The sequence below is a fragment of the Thermodesulfobacteriota bacterium genome, from assembly GCA_040758155.1.
GTDB lineage: Bacteria > Desulfobacterota > Deferrimicrobia > Deferrimicrobiales > Deferrimicrobiaceae > UBA2219.
Map to the genome: position 1 here is coordinate 24,014 of JBFLWB010000099.1, position 16,839 is coordinate 40,852.

General features: G+C 68.2%; 15 protein-coding genes and 1 pseudogene. 11 read left to right on the forward strand and 5 right to left on the reverse strand.

Annotated elements, in window-relative coordinates; all coding sequences use genetic code 11:
- The first annotated feature begins 71 nt into the window (after positions 1–71).
- From AB1346_05930 to AB1346_05950, 5 genes are read left to right on the forward strand one after another with little or no spacing between them, the layout of a single operon-like run.
- Positions 72–2,150, forward strand: a complete 2,079-nt coding sequence (locus tag AB1346_05930; GenBank protein MEW6719969.1) for a histidine kinase dimerization/phosphoacceptor domain -containing protein — start codon at positions 72–74, stop codon at positions 2,148–2,150.
- Positions 2,147–2,503, forward strand: coding sequence for a response regulator (locus AB1346_05935; protein MEW6719970.1), 357 nt, complete (start codon positions 2,147–2,149; stop codon positions 2,501–2,503). Before AB1346_05930 ends, AB1346_05935 begins: the two co-directional genes overlap by 4 nt.
- The gene (locus AB1346_05940) at positions 2,500–4,029 is read left to right on the forward strand and encodes an ABC transporter substrate-binding protein (protein MEW6719971.1); all 1,530 of its coding nucleotides are present in this window, start codon (positions 2,500–2,502) and stop codon (positions 4,027–4,029) included. The genes AB1346_05935 and AB1346_05940 overlap by 4 nt, the downstream gene beginning before the upstream one ends.
- Positions 4,026–4,946 carry an ABC transporter permease gene (locus AB1346_05945; protein ID MEW6719972.1) on the forward strand — a complete coding sequence of 307 codons (921 nt, stop codon included), beginning with the start codon at positions 4,026–4,028 and terminating at the stop codon, positions 4,944–4,946. The genes AB1346_05940 and AB1346_05945 overlap by 4 nt, the downstream gene beginning before the upstream one ends.
- Positions 4,939–5,781, forward strand: coding sequence for an ABC transporter permease (locus AB1346_05950; GenBank protein MEW6719973.1), 843 nt, complete (start codon positions 4,939–4,941; stop codon positions 5,779–5,781). Before AB1346_05945 ends, AB1346_05950 begins: the two co-directional genes overlap by 8 nt.
- Before the next feature lie 8 nt (positions 5,782–5,789).
- Here the strand turns inward: AB1346_05950 and AB1346_05955 are convergent, their stop codons facing one another.
- Positions 5,790–6,956: an ATP-binding protein gene (locus tag AB1346_05955; protein ID MEW6719974.1), complete on the reverse strand. Its 1,167-nt coding sequence runs from the start codon at positions 6,954–6,956 to the stop codon at positions 5,790–5,792.
- Positions 6,957–7,085: 129 nt separating this feature from the next.
- Between AB1346_05955 and nagZ the strand changes: the two genes are divergently transcribed.
- Entirely contained in the window at positions 7,086–8,225 is a 1,140-nt protein-coding gene (gene nagZ, locus AB1346_05960; GenBank protein MEW6719975.1) for a beta-N-acetylhexosaminidase, read from the forward strand.
- 82 nt (positions 8,226–8,307) lie between these two features.
- Here the strand turns inward: nagZ and AB1346_05965 are convergent.
- Positions 8,308–10,278: pseudogene (locus AB1346_05965) on the reverse strand (transglycosylase SLT domain-containing protein).
- A 49-nt stretch (positions 10,279–10,327) separates the two neighbouring features.
- Here AB1346_05965 and AB1346_05970 point away from each other — a divergent pair.
- The 5 genes from AB1346_05970 to AB1346_05990 are packed head-to-tail and all read left to right on the forward strand — an operon-like array spanning position 10,328 to position 13,975.
- Positions 10,328–11,173 carry a sugar phosphate isomerase/epimerase family protein gene (locus tag AB1346_05970; protein ID MEW6719976.1) on the forward strand — a complete coding sequence of 282 codons (846 nt, stop codon included), beginning with the start codon at positions 10,328–10,330 and terminating at the stop codon, positions 11,171–11,173.
- Positions 11,170–12,273, forward strand: a complete 1,104-nt coding sequence (locus AB1346_05975) for a phosphotransferase (GenBank protein ID MEW6719977.1) — start codon at positions 11,170–11,172, stop codon at positions 12,271–12,273. The genes AB1346_05970 and AB1346_05975 overlap by 4 nt, the downstream gene beginning before the upstream one ends.
- A 5-nt stretch (positions 12,274–12,278) precedes the next feature.
- Positions 12,279–13,232, forward strand: coding sequence for an NDP-sugar synthase (locus AB1346_05980; GenBank protein MEW6719978.1), 954 nt, complete (start codon positions 12,279–12,281; stop codon positions 13,230–13,232).
- Between the two features lie 33 nt (positions 13,233–13,265).
- The gene (locus tag AB1346_05985) at positions 13,266–13,547 is read left to right on the forward strand and encodes a type II toxin-antitoxin system prevent-host-death family antitoxin (protein ID MEW6719979.1); all 282 of its coding nucleotides are present in this window, start codon (positions 13,266–13,268) and stop codon (positions 13,545–13,547) included.
- The gene (locus AB1346_05990) at positions 13,544–13,975 is read left to right on the forward strand and encodes a type II toxin-antitoxin system VapC family toxin (GenBank protein ID MEW6719980.1); all 432 of its coding nucleotides are present in this window, start codon (positions 13,544–13,546) and stop codon (positions 13,973–13,975) included. Before AB1346_05985 ends, AB1346_05990 begins: the two co-directional genes overlap by 4 nt.
- Here AB1346_05990 and AB1346_05995 read toward each other — a convergent pair.
- The 3 genes from AB1346_05995 to AB1346_06005 all read right to left on the reverse strand — a co-directional run.
- Positions 13,972–15,522 (reverse strand): DUF255 domain-containing protein, encoded by a 1,551-nt coding sequence (locus AB1346_05995; protein MEW6719981.1) that lies wholly within the window; start codon positions 15,520–15,522, stop codon positions 13,972–13,974. The genes AB1346_05990 and AB1346_05995 overlap by 4 nt on opposite strands.
- Before the next feature lie 243 nt (positions 15,523–15,765).
- Positions 15,766–16,569 carry an undecaprenyl-diphosphate phosphatase gene (locus tag AB1346_06000; GenBank protein ID MEW6719982.1) on the reverse strand — a complete coding sequence of 268 codons (804 nt, stop codon included), beginning with the start codon at positions 16,567–16,569 and terminating at the stop codon, positions 15,766–15,768.
- On the reverse strand, positions 16,566–16,839 hold a 274-nt coding region (locus tag AB1346_06005), incomplete at its 5' end, for a phosphomannomutase (protein MEW6719983.1). The genes AB1346_06005 and AB1346_06000, both read right to left, overlap by 4 nt.

The following is a 16,839-nucleotide window of genomic DNA, read 5'->3' on the forward strand; positions in this document are numbered from 1 at the left end:
CCGATTCTGCCATATCCTCCGATTCGCGGGATAAAATAGAAAACGGGATCTTCGGCGACCAACGAGGCGATATGGGAATCCGGAAGGCAGTCGACAACACCCTGCGGGAATCGGGCATCCCTTCCGTCGGCAGTTTGCCCTGGGGCAGCCATTTCTGCCAGTTCTACCGGACGAAAAAAGACCTTGTGGACGTACTCGTCCCGTTTTTCATCGCGGGGCTCGAAAACAACGAGTCCTGCGTCTGGGTGACCCCCGGCATCCTCCGGGAGGAGGTCGCCGGAAAAGCGATGGAAATGGCATCCCGTCAGTTCCACGCCTCCGCCGCTACCGGGCAGATGGAGATCGTTCCCCTCGGACGGTGGATGGCACAGGACGGAGGATCCTCAGGGGCGATCCTTTCGCGGCTCGACAAGGCCATCGCCGACGGCTTCGACGGCCTCCGGATCGCCTGCGCCTCCATCCCGGGCAAGGCCGGCAAGGAAGGTTGCGCCTGCTGTACCCCGGGCGATCTCGACGCGATCCGCGGGAACAAGGTGATCGCGGCGTTTTCCTGTCCGAAGGGCTCGTTCGACGCGCCGGGAATCATGGAGGTGGTCAAGACCCACCGCTTCGCCCTGGTCTGGAACGCGGGCAAGTGGGATGTCATCGAGAGCTCGGATGCGCGTACCGTAAAGGACTACCTGAAGCGGAGCGAGGAGAAGCTCAAGACCCTTTTTCAGAGCATGCTGGAAGGATTCGCCTACCACCGGATCGTGCTGGGCGCCGGGGGAAGGCCCGCCGATTACATCTTCCTCGAGGTGAACGACGCCTTCGAACGGCTGCTCGGGATCAAGGCGGAGGACATCGTCGGCAAGCGGGTAACCGCCGCATTCCCGGGGATCGAGAAGGACCCGGCGGATTGGATCGGGAAATACGGTGCGGTCGCGTTGACCGGCAAGCCGATGCAGTTCGAGAGTTATTCGCAGCCCCTGGGCCGCTGGTACACGGTCTCCGCCTTCAGCGACCACCGGGGGTTCTTCGCCACCACGTTCAGCGACATCACCGAGCGCAAGCTGGCGGAAGAGACGTCGGGACGCAGCCTTCGGCGCTTCGAGATCCTGGCCGACACGGCGGGCGAACTGCTTCGGTCCCGTGAGCCGCGGACAGCCGTCGAGTCGGTCTGCAGGAAGGTGATGGACCACCTTGAATGCGATGTCTTTTTCAACTTCCTCGCGGACGGGAAGGCCGGGAAGCTGCGCCTGAACGCCTGCGCGGGCATCCCGGAAGAGGAAGCGATGCGCATCGAGGGGGCCGCCCCCGATGATCGCACCGGCCTCGCGATATCGTACGGCGTGAAGGCATACGCGCGGTACCCGCTCCTGGGCGCGGGCGGGAAGGCCTTCGGTACCCTCTCCTTCGGGGCCCGCGGGAGGGAAACGTTCGGCGACGAGGAGCTGTCGCTGATGAAGGCGGTGACGGACCATGTGGCGATCGCGATGACCCGCATCCGGAACGAGGAGGCGCTCATGGCTTCGCTGGCGGACAAGGATCTCCTCATGCGGGAACTCGCCCACCGGACGAAGAACAACATGCAGGTCATCGGCAGCCTTCTGACGCTGCAGGCCGCCGCGTTGCCGGAAAAGGGCTTCACGGCCGCCCTGTCGGACACCCAGGACCGGATCCGGGCGATGGCGCTCGTCCATGAAAATCTGTACCGCTCCGGAAGCGTGGCCTCCCTGAACATCAAGGATTACGTGGACGACCTGGTGAATTCCCTCCTGTACGCCCACCGGAGGCTCGATGCGTCCGTCCGCGCGGTCCTCGACGTCGACGATCTCTTCCTGTCCATCGACGAGGCCCTTCCCTGCGGCCTGATCATCAACGAGCTGGTCTCGAATTCGCTTAAGCACGCATTTCCGGCCCGGGGATCCGGGGAAATCTCCATTATGCTCCGGCGGGCCGGAGACCGGGTGGAGCTTCGGTACCGGGACGACGGCCCGGGGCTGCCCCGGGACCTTGACCTGACCCGGGTCAAGACGCTCGGATTGAAACTGGTTTACAATCTCTCCGTGCGACAGCTCCGGGGAACGCTGGACGTGCGCCGCGAGCCGGCGGAGGAAATCGTTATCCGGTTCGCCGGATCCAACCTGACGGGGAGAAACCGGCCATGACCCGAAGTGTGCTGATCGTCGAGGACGAAGTCATCAACGGGATGGCGCTGGCCGACCAGATCCCCTGCTGGGGCTGCCGCGTGGTGGACCTGGTGACGAGCGGAGAAGATGCCATCCGGCTCGCCGAGGAGCACAGGCCCGACATCGTCCTCATGGACATCAACATTCACGGATCGATCGACGGCCTGGACGCCGCCCGCGACATCATCGGGCGCCTGGGGATTCCGGTCGTCTTCATGACCGGCTACAGCGACAAGGAGACGGTCCGGAAGGCCGAAGCCCTCGGGCCCGCCGGCTTCCTGGTCAAGCCGCTGGACCCTGCGCAGCTCAAAGCGATCCTCCTGGGAACATGATCCGGACTCCGCGGCTCGTCGTCGCGGCGGCCTTCCTTGCGGCCGTCGCGACGGGCTGCGCGCAGAAGCTGCCGATCGACGAGGGGCGGCTGGCGATCGCCCTCCCGGGAACGCCGGTCTCCCTCGACCCGCGGCTGGCCACCGACGCCTACGGCGAACAGCTCCTCCAGATGACCCACGCCTGCCTCGTGCGCCTCGACGCGGCGGGGAACCCCGTGCCGGAGCTGGCGGCCTCCTGGGAGACGCCCGACCCGCGGACCTACGTGTTCCGGCTGAAGCCGGGGGCGAGCTTCCACGACGGGCGCCCGCTCAGCTCGGCCGATGTGCGCGACACCTTCGCCTGGATCCTCTACCCGGCGAACCGCTCGCCGCACCGGGCGACCTACCGGAACATCGAAAGGATCGAGACGCCCGACGCCGCGACCGTCGTTTTCCGTCTGACGGAGCCGTTCGCCCCTTTCCTCTCCACGATGGTCCGCGGCATCGTCCCCTCCGGCAGCCGCGCGGGCGGATACTCCCCGCCGGCCGGAGCGGGGCCGTACCGCATCGAGGACGTCTCGCCCGACGGCGCCGCCGAGCTTTCCGCCTTCGACGGCTGCGTCCTCGGGCCGCCCGGCATCCGCGCGGTCACGGTGAAATTCATCCCCGACAGCAACGTCCGGTTTCTCGAGCTGAAGATGGGCAGCGTCAACTTCGCGCTGAACGGCGTGGACCCCGACATGCTGCCGGCGGTGGAAAAGACGGGGCGGCTCGCCTGGGAAGAAGCGCCCGGGGGGAACGTCTCGTACCTCGGCTTCAACCTGCGCGACCGCGCCCTTTCCGACCCTAAAGTGCGCCGGGCGATCGCGCTGTCAATCGACCGTGAGGCCATCGTCCGGACGATATGGAAGGGGCGCGCGGATGTCGTCGAATCGATCCTCCCCCCCGGCTCCTGGGCGCACGACCCGGGGCTTCCGCGGATCGTCCCCGATCCGGCGCGGGCGAAGCGCCTCCTCGACGAGGCGGGCTATCGCGACCCGGACGGCAAGGGGCCGCTCCCCCGCCTCCGGCTGACCTTCAAGACCTCGCAGAACGAGGTGCGCCGCCGGGTCGCCACGGTGGTCCAGGAGCAGCTCCGGCAGGTTGGAATTCACGTTGAAATCCAATCCCTTGAATGGGGAACCTTCTTCTCCGACGTGAAGAAGGGAAATTTCCAGCTTTACGGGCTGACGTGGGTGGGAATCTTCGACCCGGACATCTATTACCATGCCTTCCATTCGACCGCCGTCCCCCCCGACGGAGCCAACCGCGGCGGGTACTCGAATCCGCGGATCGACCTGCTGACGGAAGCCGCCCGGCGCGAGCCGTCGCGGGAGAAGCGGCGGGAGATGTACGTCCAGGTGCAGCGTATCCTCGCGGGCGACCTGCCCGTCTTCCCGCTTTGGGCCGGGAGGAATATCCTGGTGCGCGACCGGCGCCTCCAGGGATTCGCGCTGACGCCCGACGAAAGTTACGTCCCCGTGCGCGGGATGCGGATCGCCCGTTGAGCGGCTATTTCCGCAGGCGGATCCTCCATGTGGTCCCGGTGGCCTTCGGCGTGGTCACCGTCGTCTTCTTCCTCCTTCATCTGATCCCCGGCGACCCGGTCGAAATCATGCTGGGAGAAAGCGCCGTCCCGGCGTTGAAGGAGGAGCTGCGGCGGGAGCTGCGACTCGACCGCCCGGTCCTCGTCCAGTACGCCGATTTCCTCGCAGGGCTCCCCCGGGGGGACCTGGGGGTGTCGTTCCGCAGCCGCGAGCCCGTGGCGCGGGAGATCGCCCGGCGCTTCCCCGCCACGCTGCTGCTGGCCTCGGCCTCCATCGCCGTCGCGCTGCTGGTCGCCCTGCCGCTGGGGGTGCTCGCGGCGATGCGCCGGGGGAAGGCGGCCGACTACCTGTCCGGCGCCGCGGCGATGGTCTCGCTGTCGATCCCCAACTTCCTGCTCGGGCCGCTGCTGGTCCTGGTTTTCTCGGTGCAATTCGGCGTCTTCCCCGTCTCCGGCTACGGGACGGCGCGGCACCTCGTCCTTCCCGCCTTGACGCTCGGGACGGGGATGGCCGCCCTGATGATGCGGATGATCCGGGCTACGCTGCTCGAGGAGCTGGGGAAGGAGTACGTCACCGCGGCGACCGCACGGGGACTGTCGCGACGCGCCGCGGTTGCGCTGCACGCCCTGCGCAATGCGCTGGTCCCGACGGCCACGGTGCTCGGGCTGTCGTTCGGCGCAGTGCTGGCGGGGAGCGTCATCGCGGAGACGATCTTCGCCTGGCCGGGGATCGGGCGGCTGCTGATCCAGGCGATCGACGCGCGAGATTACCCGCTGGTCCAAGGGTGCGTACTGGTCATCGCGCTGTGCACTGTGCTGGTGAACCTGGCCACGGACCTGCTCTGCGCGCGGCTGGATCCGAGGATCCGGTATGAATGATTCCCCGCGCCTTGCCGCGCTGCTGCGCCGGACCGCCCGCCACAGGGGGGCGGCGGCCGGCATGGCCGTGCTCGCCGTCCTGATCCTGGCCGCCCTTCTCGCCCCGGTCCTGGCGCCGTACGACCCCTACGTCCAGTTTCTCGACGAGGGGCTCACCGGGCCGGGCCGCGCGCACTGGCTCGGGCAGGACAAGTTCGGGCGCGACGTGCTTTCGCGGCTGATCCATGGCGCGCGCTTGTCGCTCGCGGTGGGGATCGGGACGGTGTCGATCTCGCTGGCGGTCGGGCTGCTCCTCGGCTCGCTGGCGGGGTTCCTCGGCGGGCGGACCGACCGCGCCTTCACCGCCGCCTGCGACGTGCTGATGGCCTTCCCCGGCATCCTGCTGGCCATCGGGATCGCCGCGGTTCGCGGCCCCTCCTTCGGCAACGTGCTCTTCGCGCTGTCCGTATTAGGCTGGGTCGGCTACGCCCGGGTGATCCGGGCGCAGGTGCTCAAGGTGAAGGCGATGGAGTTCGTCGAGTCGGCGCGGGCGGTGGGAGCCCCGCCGTCGCGGATGCTGCTGGCCCACATCCTCCCCAACGCCCTCTCCCCCATCCTCGTCGAGGCGACCTTCGGCATCGCGCGCGCCATCGTCGCGGAGGCGGGGCTCTCGTTCCTCGGGCTCGGGGTGGCGCCGCCGGCGGCCTCCTGGGGCTCGATGATCGGCGACGGGCGGCACTTCCTCTTCGTCGCGCCGCACCTGGTGACGGCGCCGGGCGCGGCGATCCTGCTCACGGTGATGGCGTTCAACTTCGTCGGGGACGGGCTGAGGGACGCGCTGGACGCCCGGACATAAGGAGAAGATCACTCCATCCAGCGGGACACCGGCGTCGCCAGGAATTCCTCCAGCGGGATCCCCTGCCCGCCGACGACCAGCGTCCTGCGGGAGGAGAACCGCTTCCCGAAGGCTTCCATGCCGGGAAACCCTGTCCGTACCCGCCCGCTCTTTACCTCTATGGGAACGACCGCCTCGTCGCTCGCCAGGACGAAATCGACCTCGCGGTTCCGGTCCCGCCAATAATAGATCTCCATCGACGACCCGGCGCTCCCGTTCAACAGGTGCGTCCCCACCGCGGATTCCACGAGCCGCCCCCAGTATTCGCGATCCCGCCGCGCCGCCGGCATAGAGGACCGGGATTGGGATGTCATCAGCGCCGTGTTCAATACCTGCAGCTTGGGGCTCGATCCCCGCTGCAGGACTTTCTTTCCGGAATATTTCGGGATACCTTTCAGCATCCCTGCACCGGCGAGCAGCTCCAGGTAGCGTGCAAGGGTTGTCGTGTTCCCCGACTCCTGGAGTTGTCCGAGCATCTTCTGGTACGAAAGCACCTGGCCTGAATAATCGCACCCGAGAAGGAAAAGGCGCCGCAGGAGCGCCGGCTTGTCCACCCGGGTCATCAGGAGAAGATCCAGGGAAACCGTCGTCTCGATCAGGGAATCGACGATGTAGCGGGACCACCGCTGCGGTTCTTCGATCAACGGCGCAGCCCCCGGATACCCTCCGAAAAACACGTATCGCTCCACGTCCCACCCGAAAGCGTCCCGCATCTCCGCGAACGACCAGTGGGTGACATGGAGCAGCTCGAACCTTCCCGCAAGGCTCTCCGTCAATCCCCGCTGCAACAAAAGCGGCGATGACCCGAGAAGCACGCACTTCAGGGGAACGCCCTTCAAGCTGTCCTCGTCCCAGAGCCGCTTCACGACTTCCGACCAGCCGGGGATTTTCTGAACCTCGTCGAGCACCAGCAGGGCGTCGCCTTCCGCCGCCTTCAGGCGGCCGATATCCCACTGCTGCCCGATCCATGCCCGATCACGCAAGGTGGGCTCGTCCGCCGAGGCATAATGGGACCGGATCCGCAACGCTTCCATAGCCTGCCGCGCCAGCGTCGTCTTTCCGACCTGCCGCGGACCGGCAAGGACTTGCAGGAACCGGCGCGGTTCCCGCAGTCGCGATTGCAGTGTCCGGAACATGGGTCTCCTGTACACGAGCGCCCTCCGAAATACAATTTACTCAATACTATGAGTAATTTTACTCAAAACCAAAAACGCGTGTCAAATCCGCGTCTCCGGGAAATCCTCCGTCGTGTTACAGTCTGTCCAATGATCGTCGGAAGGGAAAACATCGCATCGCCGCTCTGGGTCGGTTTCGAGGGAACCTCGCTCCCGCCGGAGACCGCGCGGTGGCTCGCGCAAGGGCTGGCGGGCGGCGTCGTCCTGTTCGCCCGCAACATCGAGTCTCCTGAACAGGTGCGCGGGCTTTGCAGGGAGGTCCGCGCCGCCGCGGGCGAGGGGAATCCGCTCCCGCTGATCGCGGTCGACCAGGAGGGGGGGCTGGTGGCCCGCTTCCGGGAGCCGTTCCTCCCGGAGTTCCCTCCCGCCCGCGCCTGCACCCTGTTCGGCCGCCGGGGAGAGGAGGTGGCGGAGCGTTTCGGAGAGGCGTTCGGGGCGGGATTGCGGTCGCTGGGGATCGACGTCGATTTCGCCCCCGTGCTCGACGTGGCCTCGAACCCGGAGAACCCCGTGATCGGCAACCGGGCGTTCTCCGCCGACCCGAACGAAGCGGCGCGGCTGGCGCTGGCCTTCGCCCGCGGGCTGATGTCGCGGGGCGTCCTCGCCGTCGGGAAGCACTTTCCGGGGCACGGAGACAGCTCCACGGATTCCCACAAGGAGCTCCCCGTCGTCCGGGCTTCCCGGGAAACGCTCCGCGGGCGGGAGCTGCTCCCCTTCCGCCGCGCGGTCCGGGCGGGGATCCCGGGGATCATGACCGCCCACGTGGTGTATCCCGCGCTCGATCCCGACTTCCCCGCCACGCTGTCCTCAAGGATCCTCAAGGGGCTGCTGCGGGAAACGATGCGCTACCGCGGGACGGTCTTCTCGGACGCGCTGGAGATGAAGGCGATCTCGGGGCATCGCGGGATGGGAGAGGCGGCGGTCCTCGCCGTCAGGGCGGGATGCGACGCGGTGCTGGTCTGCCGCGGGGAAGCGCTCCAGGAGGAGGCGATCGAGCGGCTCGAACGGGAATGCCGGGACGACGCTACATTCCGTCGGTCGCTGTCGTCGGCGGCTCGGCGGTCGGGACGGCTCCGGGCGTGGACGGCGTCGGAGGGACGTCGCCTCCCGGATCCGAAGGGGCCGGAGCCGGAGCGGACCCGGGAGCTGTCGGCGCTGCTGCGGGAGCGCTGGGAAGGTAGCGGGCGAACATCGACGGCCGATAGAGCCGGTAATATTGGAGAAGGTTGAAGAACACCTTCCGAAGATACAAGCGCGTCTCCTGGTAGCTGACACGCTCTAGGAACGCCGCCGGGTCCCCGCCGGACGCCTCCCACCAGCGGCTCACCGCCTTCTCCCCCCCGTTGTACGCGGCGACGGTGCGGAAGTAGTCCCCGTCGAAGCGCTTCAGCAGGTGCGACAGGTACGCAGCCCCGAGCCGCACGTTGACCGCGGGGCGGGTCAGGTCGGTCCGGCCCGGCTTCGGGAGTTTCTCCCTGCGGGCGGTCTCGGCAGCCGTTTTCGGCATGAGCTGCATCAGCCCCACGGCGCCCGCCGAGGAGAGAACGTCCGCCTGGAACATTGACTCCTGGCGGATGAGCGCGTGGAGGAACAGCGGGTCGATCCCGGACTTCCGGGAATCGCAGTCGCCCAGGAACTCCGGCGCGAGCGGGTACCGGATCCGGTCGATCAGCCCGGGATTCGCGAAGTCCACGGGGATGTCCGCCGTCTCCCGGATGGCGCCCCTCAGGTCTCCCGCCAGGTAGCGGAACAGCCCCGCAGCCCCTTCGTCCGCCAGCCCGATCGCATTCTTCATGGCGGCCCGGTCGACCCGCTGCGACTCCAGCACCGCGTAGTTCGCCACCCCCAGGCTCCCGAGCCGCGCGACGCGGAGCACCTTCTCCTTGTCCGCCGGATCCCACGGGGCGCCGAGGACCCTGCCCCACAGGAGATCCCTTTCCTGCCGGCACGCGTCCGTCTCGCCGCTGGAAGGAGCGTTGATCATCCCGAAGGGATCGCGCCCCTGGTCCTTCAACGCGAGCAGGGCATAGATTCCCGCGGAAGGATCGGCGGAAAGGCCGGCGAGGATCCGTTCGGCCTCCTGCGCCCGCCCGCTCTCCCGAAGCGCCCGCGCCCGCCAGAACCGGTGCCGGGCGGATTCCACCTCGCCGAACCCGCCGCGCTCCCCCGTGCGGAAGGCGGCGACCGCTTCATCGTACTTTTTCTGCTGGTACAGCCCGAAGGCGTGGCGGAAGAGCGACTCCTGCCGGATCCGGTCGTTCGACGCCAGCCGCAGCAGCCCGAACGCATCCGTCGCGCCCGCGAAGTCACCGTCGTCCAGGGAGATCCACGCCGCCTGGTAGCGCGCCCGCTCCGCCGTCGAGAAGGCCGGGCTCTCCGCGGCGACTTCGAGAAACACCTTCTTCGCCTCCGCCAGCTTCCCTGCCTTCCAGTCGATGCGCGCCTGCAGGTACCGCATCTCCGCCCGCAGGACCGGCAGCCCTTCCGCGAACCGTTTCGACAGGAGATCGGACGCCGCCGCCGTCTCCCCCTGCTTCCGCAGCAGCTCCGCGTAATCGAGCACCATGTTGTAGTATTCCGTGGACTCGGGGTACCGGTTCACGGCGTCCTCGTAGATCGCGCGCGCCCGCTCGAAGTCGCCCGCCCGCCCGGCGGCCTTCGCCATCTTCGCGTGGAACCCCACGGGGAGGCCGAACGACGCCAGCCGCCCCTCCTTCCACCAGCTCCACAGCCGCTCGTACGAAAGGGCGGCCGCCGACTGCGCGGGATACGCGCTGAAGTTCTCCAGGTGGAGCCCGGCCGCCTCGGGCGTAGGACCGCTTTCCTCGGCCAGGAGCGTCGCCGCGTACCCTTCCTCCGACCTCCTTCCGTTGCCGGTCACCTTCCCGCGGGAGACGGAAAGGGCCGCGCGCGCCGCCGGCAGGTCGTTGTCGAGCGCCGACGCGTATGCGATCTCGTGCCGCATGTAGGGGACCAGGGGCGAGCGCGGGTACAGCTCTTCGAGCCGGGCCGCGACCTCCGCCGCCTCGGGACGCTTCCGCTCCCGCGCGAAGGCCATCCCCGTGAAGTACACTACGTAGTCCCCCAGGTCGTACTCCGCCGGGGGGATCTTCGAGAGCTCGGCGCGCGCCTCCGCGTACCGTTCCCGGTCGAGGTGGCCCCACGCCTCGCGGAAGGAGCGGTCGTGGAGCCCGGAATCGCCGCGGCAGGGGGCGGCGGGCAGGGAAAGCAGGAGGAGGAGCGGCGCCCAAAGGGCGGCCGCGGAAATCGCGCGTTTCATCATGTTATTATCGGCGGAACGAAGCAGAATTCTCAAGGAGACCTCCGGTCCCGTGAACGTTTCCCTTTCCACGCACCTTTTCGTCTTCCACCCGCTGGACGACGCGGTCCTTTCCCTGTTTCCGAAGTACGGCTTCTCCCTCACGGAGATCTGGGCGATGCCGCCGCATTTCCCCTACGCCGACGGGCCGGCCGCGGACCGGATCGCGGAGGGGCTGGCGCGGCACGGCGTCCGGATCGCGAGTCTCCACGGCCCGATCTATCCCGACGTGCGCAGCTATAAAAAGGACCGCTGGTTCTCCCTTTCCTCCACGGACGAGGAGCGCCGTCTCGAATCCGTGGACGCCAACCGGACGGCGGCGGAGTGGCTCGCGCGCCGCGGGGGCGGGACGGTGGTGCTCCACACGGGATTCCCGGAGGGCGACTGGTACCCGCACCGGTGGGCCTCCTTTCTTTCCTCGCTTGGAGAGCTCGTCGCGTCGGCGCCCGCGGGCGTCCGGTTCGCCGTGGAGAACACGCCGGTGGGCTCCGGAAGCACGGACATCGTCCGCGACATCGTGGAGCGCTTCCCCCCGGACCGGGTCGGGATCTGCATCGACCTGGGGCACGCCCACGTCCTCGAGACGGTGGAGGGGGCCGTGCGGACCGCCGGAGACCGCCTCATCCACGTGCATGCCTCCGACAACCACGGGATCAAGGACGACCACCTCGTTCCGGGCAGGGGGTCGATCCCCTGGGACCGGGCGATATCCGCGCTTGCCGAGGCCGGCTTCGGCGGCCCCTTCACGATCGAGCTGCGCGACTATACGCGCGGCGATTCCCCGCCCTACAACGACTTCGACCAGATCCTCGCGGAGACGCGCTCCGCCCTCGACCGGATCCTCGGAGGCGCGGCTTGACGGCCGGGCCCGATCTCTCCGCGGTCCGCCGGGGGATCTCGGCGCTCCATCCTTCCATCGACCCCGCGGCGGCGGAAATCGTTCCGCTGGCGGGAGACGCTTCGACCCGCTCCTACTTCCGCGTGCGCCTCCCCGCGGGCTCCGCCGTCCCTTCGGTCGTCGTGATGCACTACCCGGACGAGGTCCCGCCGGGGGAGGAGCTGCCGTTCCTGAACGTCCACCGCTATCTCCGGAAAGCGGGCGTCCCTGTGCCTGCGTCGCTGCGCCACGAACCGGAGGCAAGGCTGCTGTTCCTCGAAGACGCCGGCGACACGATGCTCGAGGACGCCGTCCGGGAGCGCGGCACGGCCGGATGCCTTTCGCTGTACGAGCAGTGCGTCGAAATCCTGGTGAGGATCCAGTCCGAGGGCACCCGCTGCCTGGACGGGGCGGCGATCGCCTCGCGCCTGGCGTTCGACCTTCGGAAATTCTCCGAGGAGATCGATTTCTTCTTCCTGCACGCCGTGCGGGAATACGGGGGGATCCCCCTGTCGGACGGCGAGGAGCGCGCCATCGAGGAGCTCTTCCTCCCCTTCCTCGAGAAGACCGTCTCCCTGCCGCGGGTGCTGGCGCACCGCGACTATCACAGCCGGAACGTGATGGTCCTGGGGGAAGAGCGGAGCCCGGGGCATGCGAACCTGCGGGTCCTCGACTTCCAGGATGCGCGGATGGGGAGCGTATTCTACGACCTCGCCTCCCTGCTGCGCGATTCCTACGTCACCCTCGCGGAGGAGGAGGTCGATCATCTCGGATACGCATGGCGGCACGCGGCAACCCGGGAGCTGCTCCGCTCGGCGGGCGATCCCGGGGGGTTCGGGGCGCTGCTGGACGCGGCGGCGCTGCAGCGCAACGTCAAGGCGATCGGCACCTTCGGGAACCAGGCGCACAACCGCGGCAAGCGGCTCTACCTCCGGTTCATCCCGCCGACCGTGGCGCACCTGCGCGGGAATTTCGGGCGAAACGCCGAAACGCGCGCCCTCGCCGCGAGGCTGCTCCCACTGCTGGACGCGCTGGCGGAGAAGGCGCGGGAGGACGCCGGTCGCGAAGAGGCGGCGACGTGAGGGCGATGGTCCTGGCCGCAGGGCTCGGGACGCGGTTGCGGCCGCTGACCCTCGAGATCCCGAAGCCGGCCGTCCCGGTGCTGGGGTGTCCCCTGTGCGGCTACGCGATGGAGTTCCTCCACACTCACGGCGCGACGGAGTTCCTTCTCAACCTCCACCACGGGCCGGACGCCGTCAGGCAGCGCGTGGATGCGTGGGCCGCGGGGCGGTTCCCGGTGGCGTACGCCTTCGAGCCGGAGATCCTCGGCACCGGCGGCGGAATCGGCAATGCGCGGGAGTTCCTTAAAGGGGGGACCTTCCTCGTCGCCAATTCCGACGTGATCGCCCGCTTCCCTCTGGACGAGGCGCTGGACCGTCACCGGGAATCCGGCGCGCTGGCGACGCTGGTGCTGTTCCCGGACCCGGGTAAGCGGTACACGCCGGTGCGCGCCCGGGAGGACGGGTCGGTGACCGGATTCGGGGAGGATGCGCCCGGAGGGGCGTTCGAGGGGTTCTTCACGGGATATCAGATCATCGAGCCGGAGCTTCTGGAGCATATCCCGCGGGGGAGGCCCTCCTGCATCGTCCGCGAGACCTACGCCCCGCTGATCGCCCGCGGGGCGCCGATCCGCGCGTTCCGGACCTCCGGCGCCTTTCTCGATTTCGGGACGCCCGCCGACTACCTCGCGGGGGCGATCTCCCTGCTCGGCGGCCTGGACGGCGGCGGCCGGAAGAACGCCGGCCGCGTTTTCATCGCCCCCGGGGCCCGCGTCGATCCTTCGGCATCGGTGGGGCCGGACGCGGCGATCGAGTCGGGAGCGGTGGTGGAAGCGGGTGCCCGTGTGCGGCGCGCGATCGTCTGGCCCGGCGCCCGGGTCGCGCCCGGGGCCGTGGTCGAAAACGGGATCCTCACGCCGAGGCAATTCGTTCCGGCCGGCTGGCCCCCTCTGGCCCCCTCTATACCTCCTCGGTCCATGTAGCTATAATGGCCACATAGACCGGGGAGGTGTGTCATGCACATCGTCGGAGTGCGGGAGCTGAAGAACCGGCTCACCCATTACCTGTCGCTCACCCGCCGCGGCATGCCGGTCATCGTCACGGACCGCAACGAGCCGATCGCCGTCCTGCACGCGCTGGACAAGATCGAGAAGACGGCGGGAACCGAGGAGCGGCTGGCGTCGCTGGCCCACGCGAAACGGCTCAGGATGCCTACGGACCTTTCCGCTTTCCGGCCGGTCCGGCGGGCTGCCGGAGGGAAAAAAGCGTCGGAGCTGATCATCGAGGAGCGGCGATGATCTACCTCGAAAGCAGCGCGCTGGTGAAACGATATGTGGAGGAACCCGGTTCCGATGCCGTGGACCGGTTGCTTGCCGAGCACCGCCACGCGGCGATCTCCCGGCTGGGATACCCGGAAATCCTGTCTGCCTTGAACCGGAAGCGCGGTATGAAGGAACTCTCCGCGCGCGCCCTCGGGAAGCTCATCGCCGCGTTCGAAGCCGACTGGGCGAAGCTGTTCGTCCTCGAATTCGACGAGGAGCTGCTTCCCGGCATCAAGGACGCTATCCTGAGGCATTCCCTCCGGGGGGCGGACGCCGTCCACCTCGTCACCGCCATGTGGCTCCGTTCGGTATTGAAGGAGGATGTCGTGTTCGCCTGCGCCGACGCGAAACTGCTCGCCGCGGCGCAAAGGGAACGGCTGATCGCGTTCGATCCTGGCGGTTAGTTCGCCTTCCGGTAAAGAAGCAGGGCGCTGCCGTAGGGCGCAGCGAAGGCGCCGCGCCGGTCCGCTTCGGCGGACAGCCCGCACAGGACGCGGACGGCGATGCCGAACAGGTCGTCCCGCGCGGCGGCCCGGGCGAACCGCATGAGGGCCATCGCTGCCGTCGCGTTTGCGCCGAACGGATACAGCTCGACCGACAGGTGGCCGATATCGCCGGCGGCCGGAATCCTGTCGGCGAATCCCGACGATCCCTCCCGGTACAGGCGCCCGACGATGAAGGACAGCGCATCCTCCGCGGACCGCAGGTATCCCTCCTTCCCCGTGGCGTCGAACAGGTCGAGATGCGCCGCGGCCGCGGCGGCGTTGTCGGCGAGCAGGCCGCACGGAGGATCGCCCGCGACCCCCGGCCGCGCGAGGAACCGCGCCTGCCCGTCCCCCCTGTCCCACAGCGACTCCCGCAGGAAGTCCGCGAGCCGCTCCGCCCTGCCCAGGAGGGAGTCCCCTCCCGCCTCGTCGCCCCGGGGCGGGCCGAACGCCCGGTGCGCCGCCGCAAGCGCCGAGACCGTCTTCGCGTTGTACTCGGAGAAGATCGTGCGGTCGACCGAGGGCGGGAGGCGCCGCGCCCTTTCGTCCGCCGGCAGCGGGTAGTACGTCTCGTCCGCGCACTGGCTGCCGAAAAACGCGCCGGTGCCGGGGTCGTGCAGCCTGCCGAACAGGAACCGGAGGATGTCCCTTGCGGTCCCGGCGAAGCAGGCGTCGCCCGTCTTCCCGTAGGCCGAGGCGTACAGCGAGAGCAGTTCCGCGTTGTCGGAAAGCACCTTCTCGTAGTGCGGTGCGGTCCAGTCCCTGCGCGTGGCGTATCGGAAGAATCCGCCCTCCACCGGATCGAACAGCCCGGACGCGCCCATCGTCCGAAGCACTTTCAGGAGGATGTCCCCCATCTCCGCATCCCCTTCCAGGAGCCATGCATCCCGCAGGAAGGCGAGGATTTCCGCGACGGGGAACTTCGGCTCCTTGAAGAAGCCGGGGTGCGCGGAATCGTACATCGCGAGCACGGAACGTCTCACAAGGGAAAGGTCCTCCGGACGAGGGGACTCCGGCGCCGATTTCCTCGGCGCGGACGGATCGTCCGGGACGCTTTCGTTCGCGCGCATGTAATCGTCGACCTTCGCCCTCTCCTGCCGGTAGAAGTCGCGGCACTTCTCCAGCACGCCGGCAAGGGCGTCCGCGGGGAGGTACGTCGCGCCCGTCAGCAGCTTCCCGTCCGGCAGGAGGACCGCCATGCTGGGCCACCCTCCCTGGTTGTATCGCTCGTTGATGTCGGGACGGCGGTCGGTATCCACGCGTACGGAAATGTAGTCCTCGTTGAGCATCCTCACGACCCGCGGATCGGCAAGCGACGTCATGTCGAGGACGCGGCACCAGTGGCACCAGGTCGCCCCGATGTCGAGGAAGATCAGCTTCCCTTCCTCCGCCGCGCGCGCCAGCGTCTCCGGTTCCCACTCGTTCCAGAGGACGGAGGTCCCATCGTTGCCGTTGCCGTTCTCCATCGTATGCCTCCCTTCTCCGTTCCTCAGTTCGATGAACCTTGCCGTTCGCGGTTTCAGTAATCGTCCCTTCCTGGTAGACGCCCTATGTACCCCCTGTATTCCGTAGCCCCAGAGACTACAAGCGAGGACGGTATGCCGTTCCCCATGTCTGTCCCCATTCTGCGGAAGTTCTGAGGAACGTCCCCGTTCTGCTGTAGTCTCCGAGGCTACAGATTTCAGGAGGAGTATGGGGGTAGTGGGAGATCAGGAAACGTAATACAGGTAGAAACAGAGCCCCGACAGGGCCAGCGTGTACGGGGCGAAGCGGTGAAAGCGGCCGCGCACGACCAGCCCCTCGACCAGGATCAGGGCGGCGTATCCCGTCGCCATGGCAACGAGGAAGCCCGCGGTCGAGACGGCCGCGCCGTGCAATCCGGAAACGCCTTTCAGCATCGTGAACACCGTCCCGCCGAGGATCGCGGGGATGGACAGAAGGAAGGAGAACTTCGCGGCTTTCATCGGCCCGATGCCGAGCAGCAGCGCCAGGATGATCGTCGAGCCGGACCGCGAAAGGCCGGGGAACACCGCCAGCCCCTGGACGGTCCCGATCAGCAGCGCCTCCCACCATTCGATCCGGTCGGGCTCGTCCTTGTAGCGGAACCGGGCAAGCGTCAGGAGGAGCAGGGTCGTGAGGACCAGGTACCGGAGCCCGATCCCGCGGAGGGTGATGCCCGTTTCCACGATGTCATGGAAGGCGAAGCCGATGGCGGCGGTTGGGATCGACGCAAGGATCCCCAGCCACAGGTCCCGCCTGCCCCAGTCGGAAGGAGCCGACCAGGGATCGGGCTCGGACCGGAACAGGGAGCGGAGGATCTGGAAGAGCTCTCCGCGCAGGAAGACGACGACCGCCGCGAGCGTCCCGAGGTGGAGCAGGAGGTCGAATGCCAGCTCCGGTTGCCGCAGGCCCAGGAGATGCTGCGCGAGGAACAGGTGGGCGGAGCTGCTCACCGGAAGGAACTCGGTCGCCCCCTGGATGGCCCCCAGGAGGGCCGCCTCGAGGACCGTCACCTCCCGGACCCGGTGCGGGCTTCCGACACGGCCGTTTCCATCATTTCGCGGATCCGGCGGACGGTCTCCTCGTCCCGCCCCTCGAAGCGGAGCACGATCACCGGCTGTGTGTTCGAGGCGCGGACCAGCCCCCATCCTCCGTCGAACAGCGCCCGGATCCCGTCGACGTCGATGACCTCGCGCGCCTTGGGGGCGACGGCCTCCGCCACCGCCTTCACGACGCGGAACTTGATCTCGTCGGGGCAGTCGACCCGGATCTCGGGAGTGGAC

Excerpts from the sequence above, each read along its gene's own strand:
- AB1346_05930 (MEW6719969.1), top strand. The coding sequence starts at position 72 with ATGGGAATCCGGAAGGCAGTCGACAACACCCTGCGGGAATCGGGCATC.
- AB1346_05935 (MEW6719970.1), top strand. The coding sequence starts at position 2,147 with ATGACCCGAAGTGTGCTGATCGTCGAGGACGAAGTCATCAACGGGATG.
- AB1346_05940 (MEW6719971.1), top strand. The coding sequence starts at position 2,500 with ATGATCCGGACTCCGCGGCTCGTCGTCGCGGCGGCCTTCCTTGCGGCC.
- AB1346_05950 (MEW6719973.1), top strand. The coding sequence starts at position 4,939 with ATGAATGATTCCCCGCGCCTTGCCGCGCTGCTGCGCCGGACCGCCCGC.
- AB1346_05955 (MEW6719974.1), bottom strand. The coding sequence starts at position 6,956 with ATGTTCCGGACACTGCAATCGCGACTGCGGGAACCGCGCCGGTTCCTG.
- nagZ (MEW6719975.1), top strand. The coding sequence starts at position 7,086 with ATGATCGTCGGAAGGGAAAACATCGCATCGCCGCTCTGGGTCGGTTTC.
- AB1346_05980 (MEW6719978.1), top strand. The coding sequence starts at position 12,279 with ATGGTCCTGGCCGCAGGGCTCGGGACGCGGTTGCGGCCGCTGACCCTC.
- AB1346_05985 (MEW6719979.1), top strand. The coding sequence starts at position 13,266 with ATGCACATCGTCGGAGTGCGGGAGCTGAAGAACCGGCTCACCCATTAC.
- AB1346_05990 (MEW6719980.1), top strand. The coding sequence starts at position 13,544 with ATGATCTACCTCGAAAGCAGCGCGCTGGTGAAACGATATGTGGAGGAA.
- AB1346_05995 (MEW6719981.1), bottom strand. The coding sequence starts at position 15,522 with ATGGAGAACGGCAACGGCAACGATGGGACCTCCGTCCTCTGGAACGAG.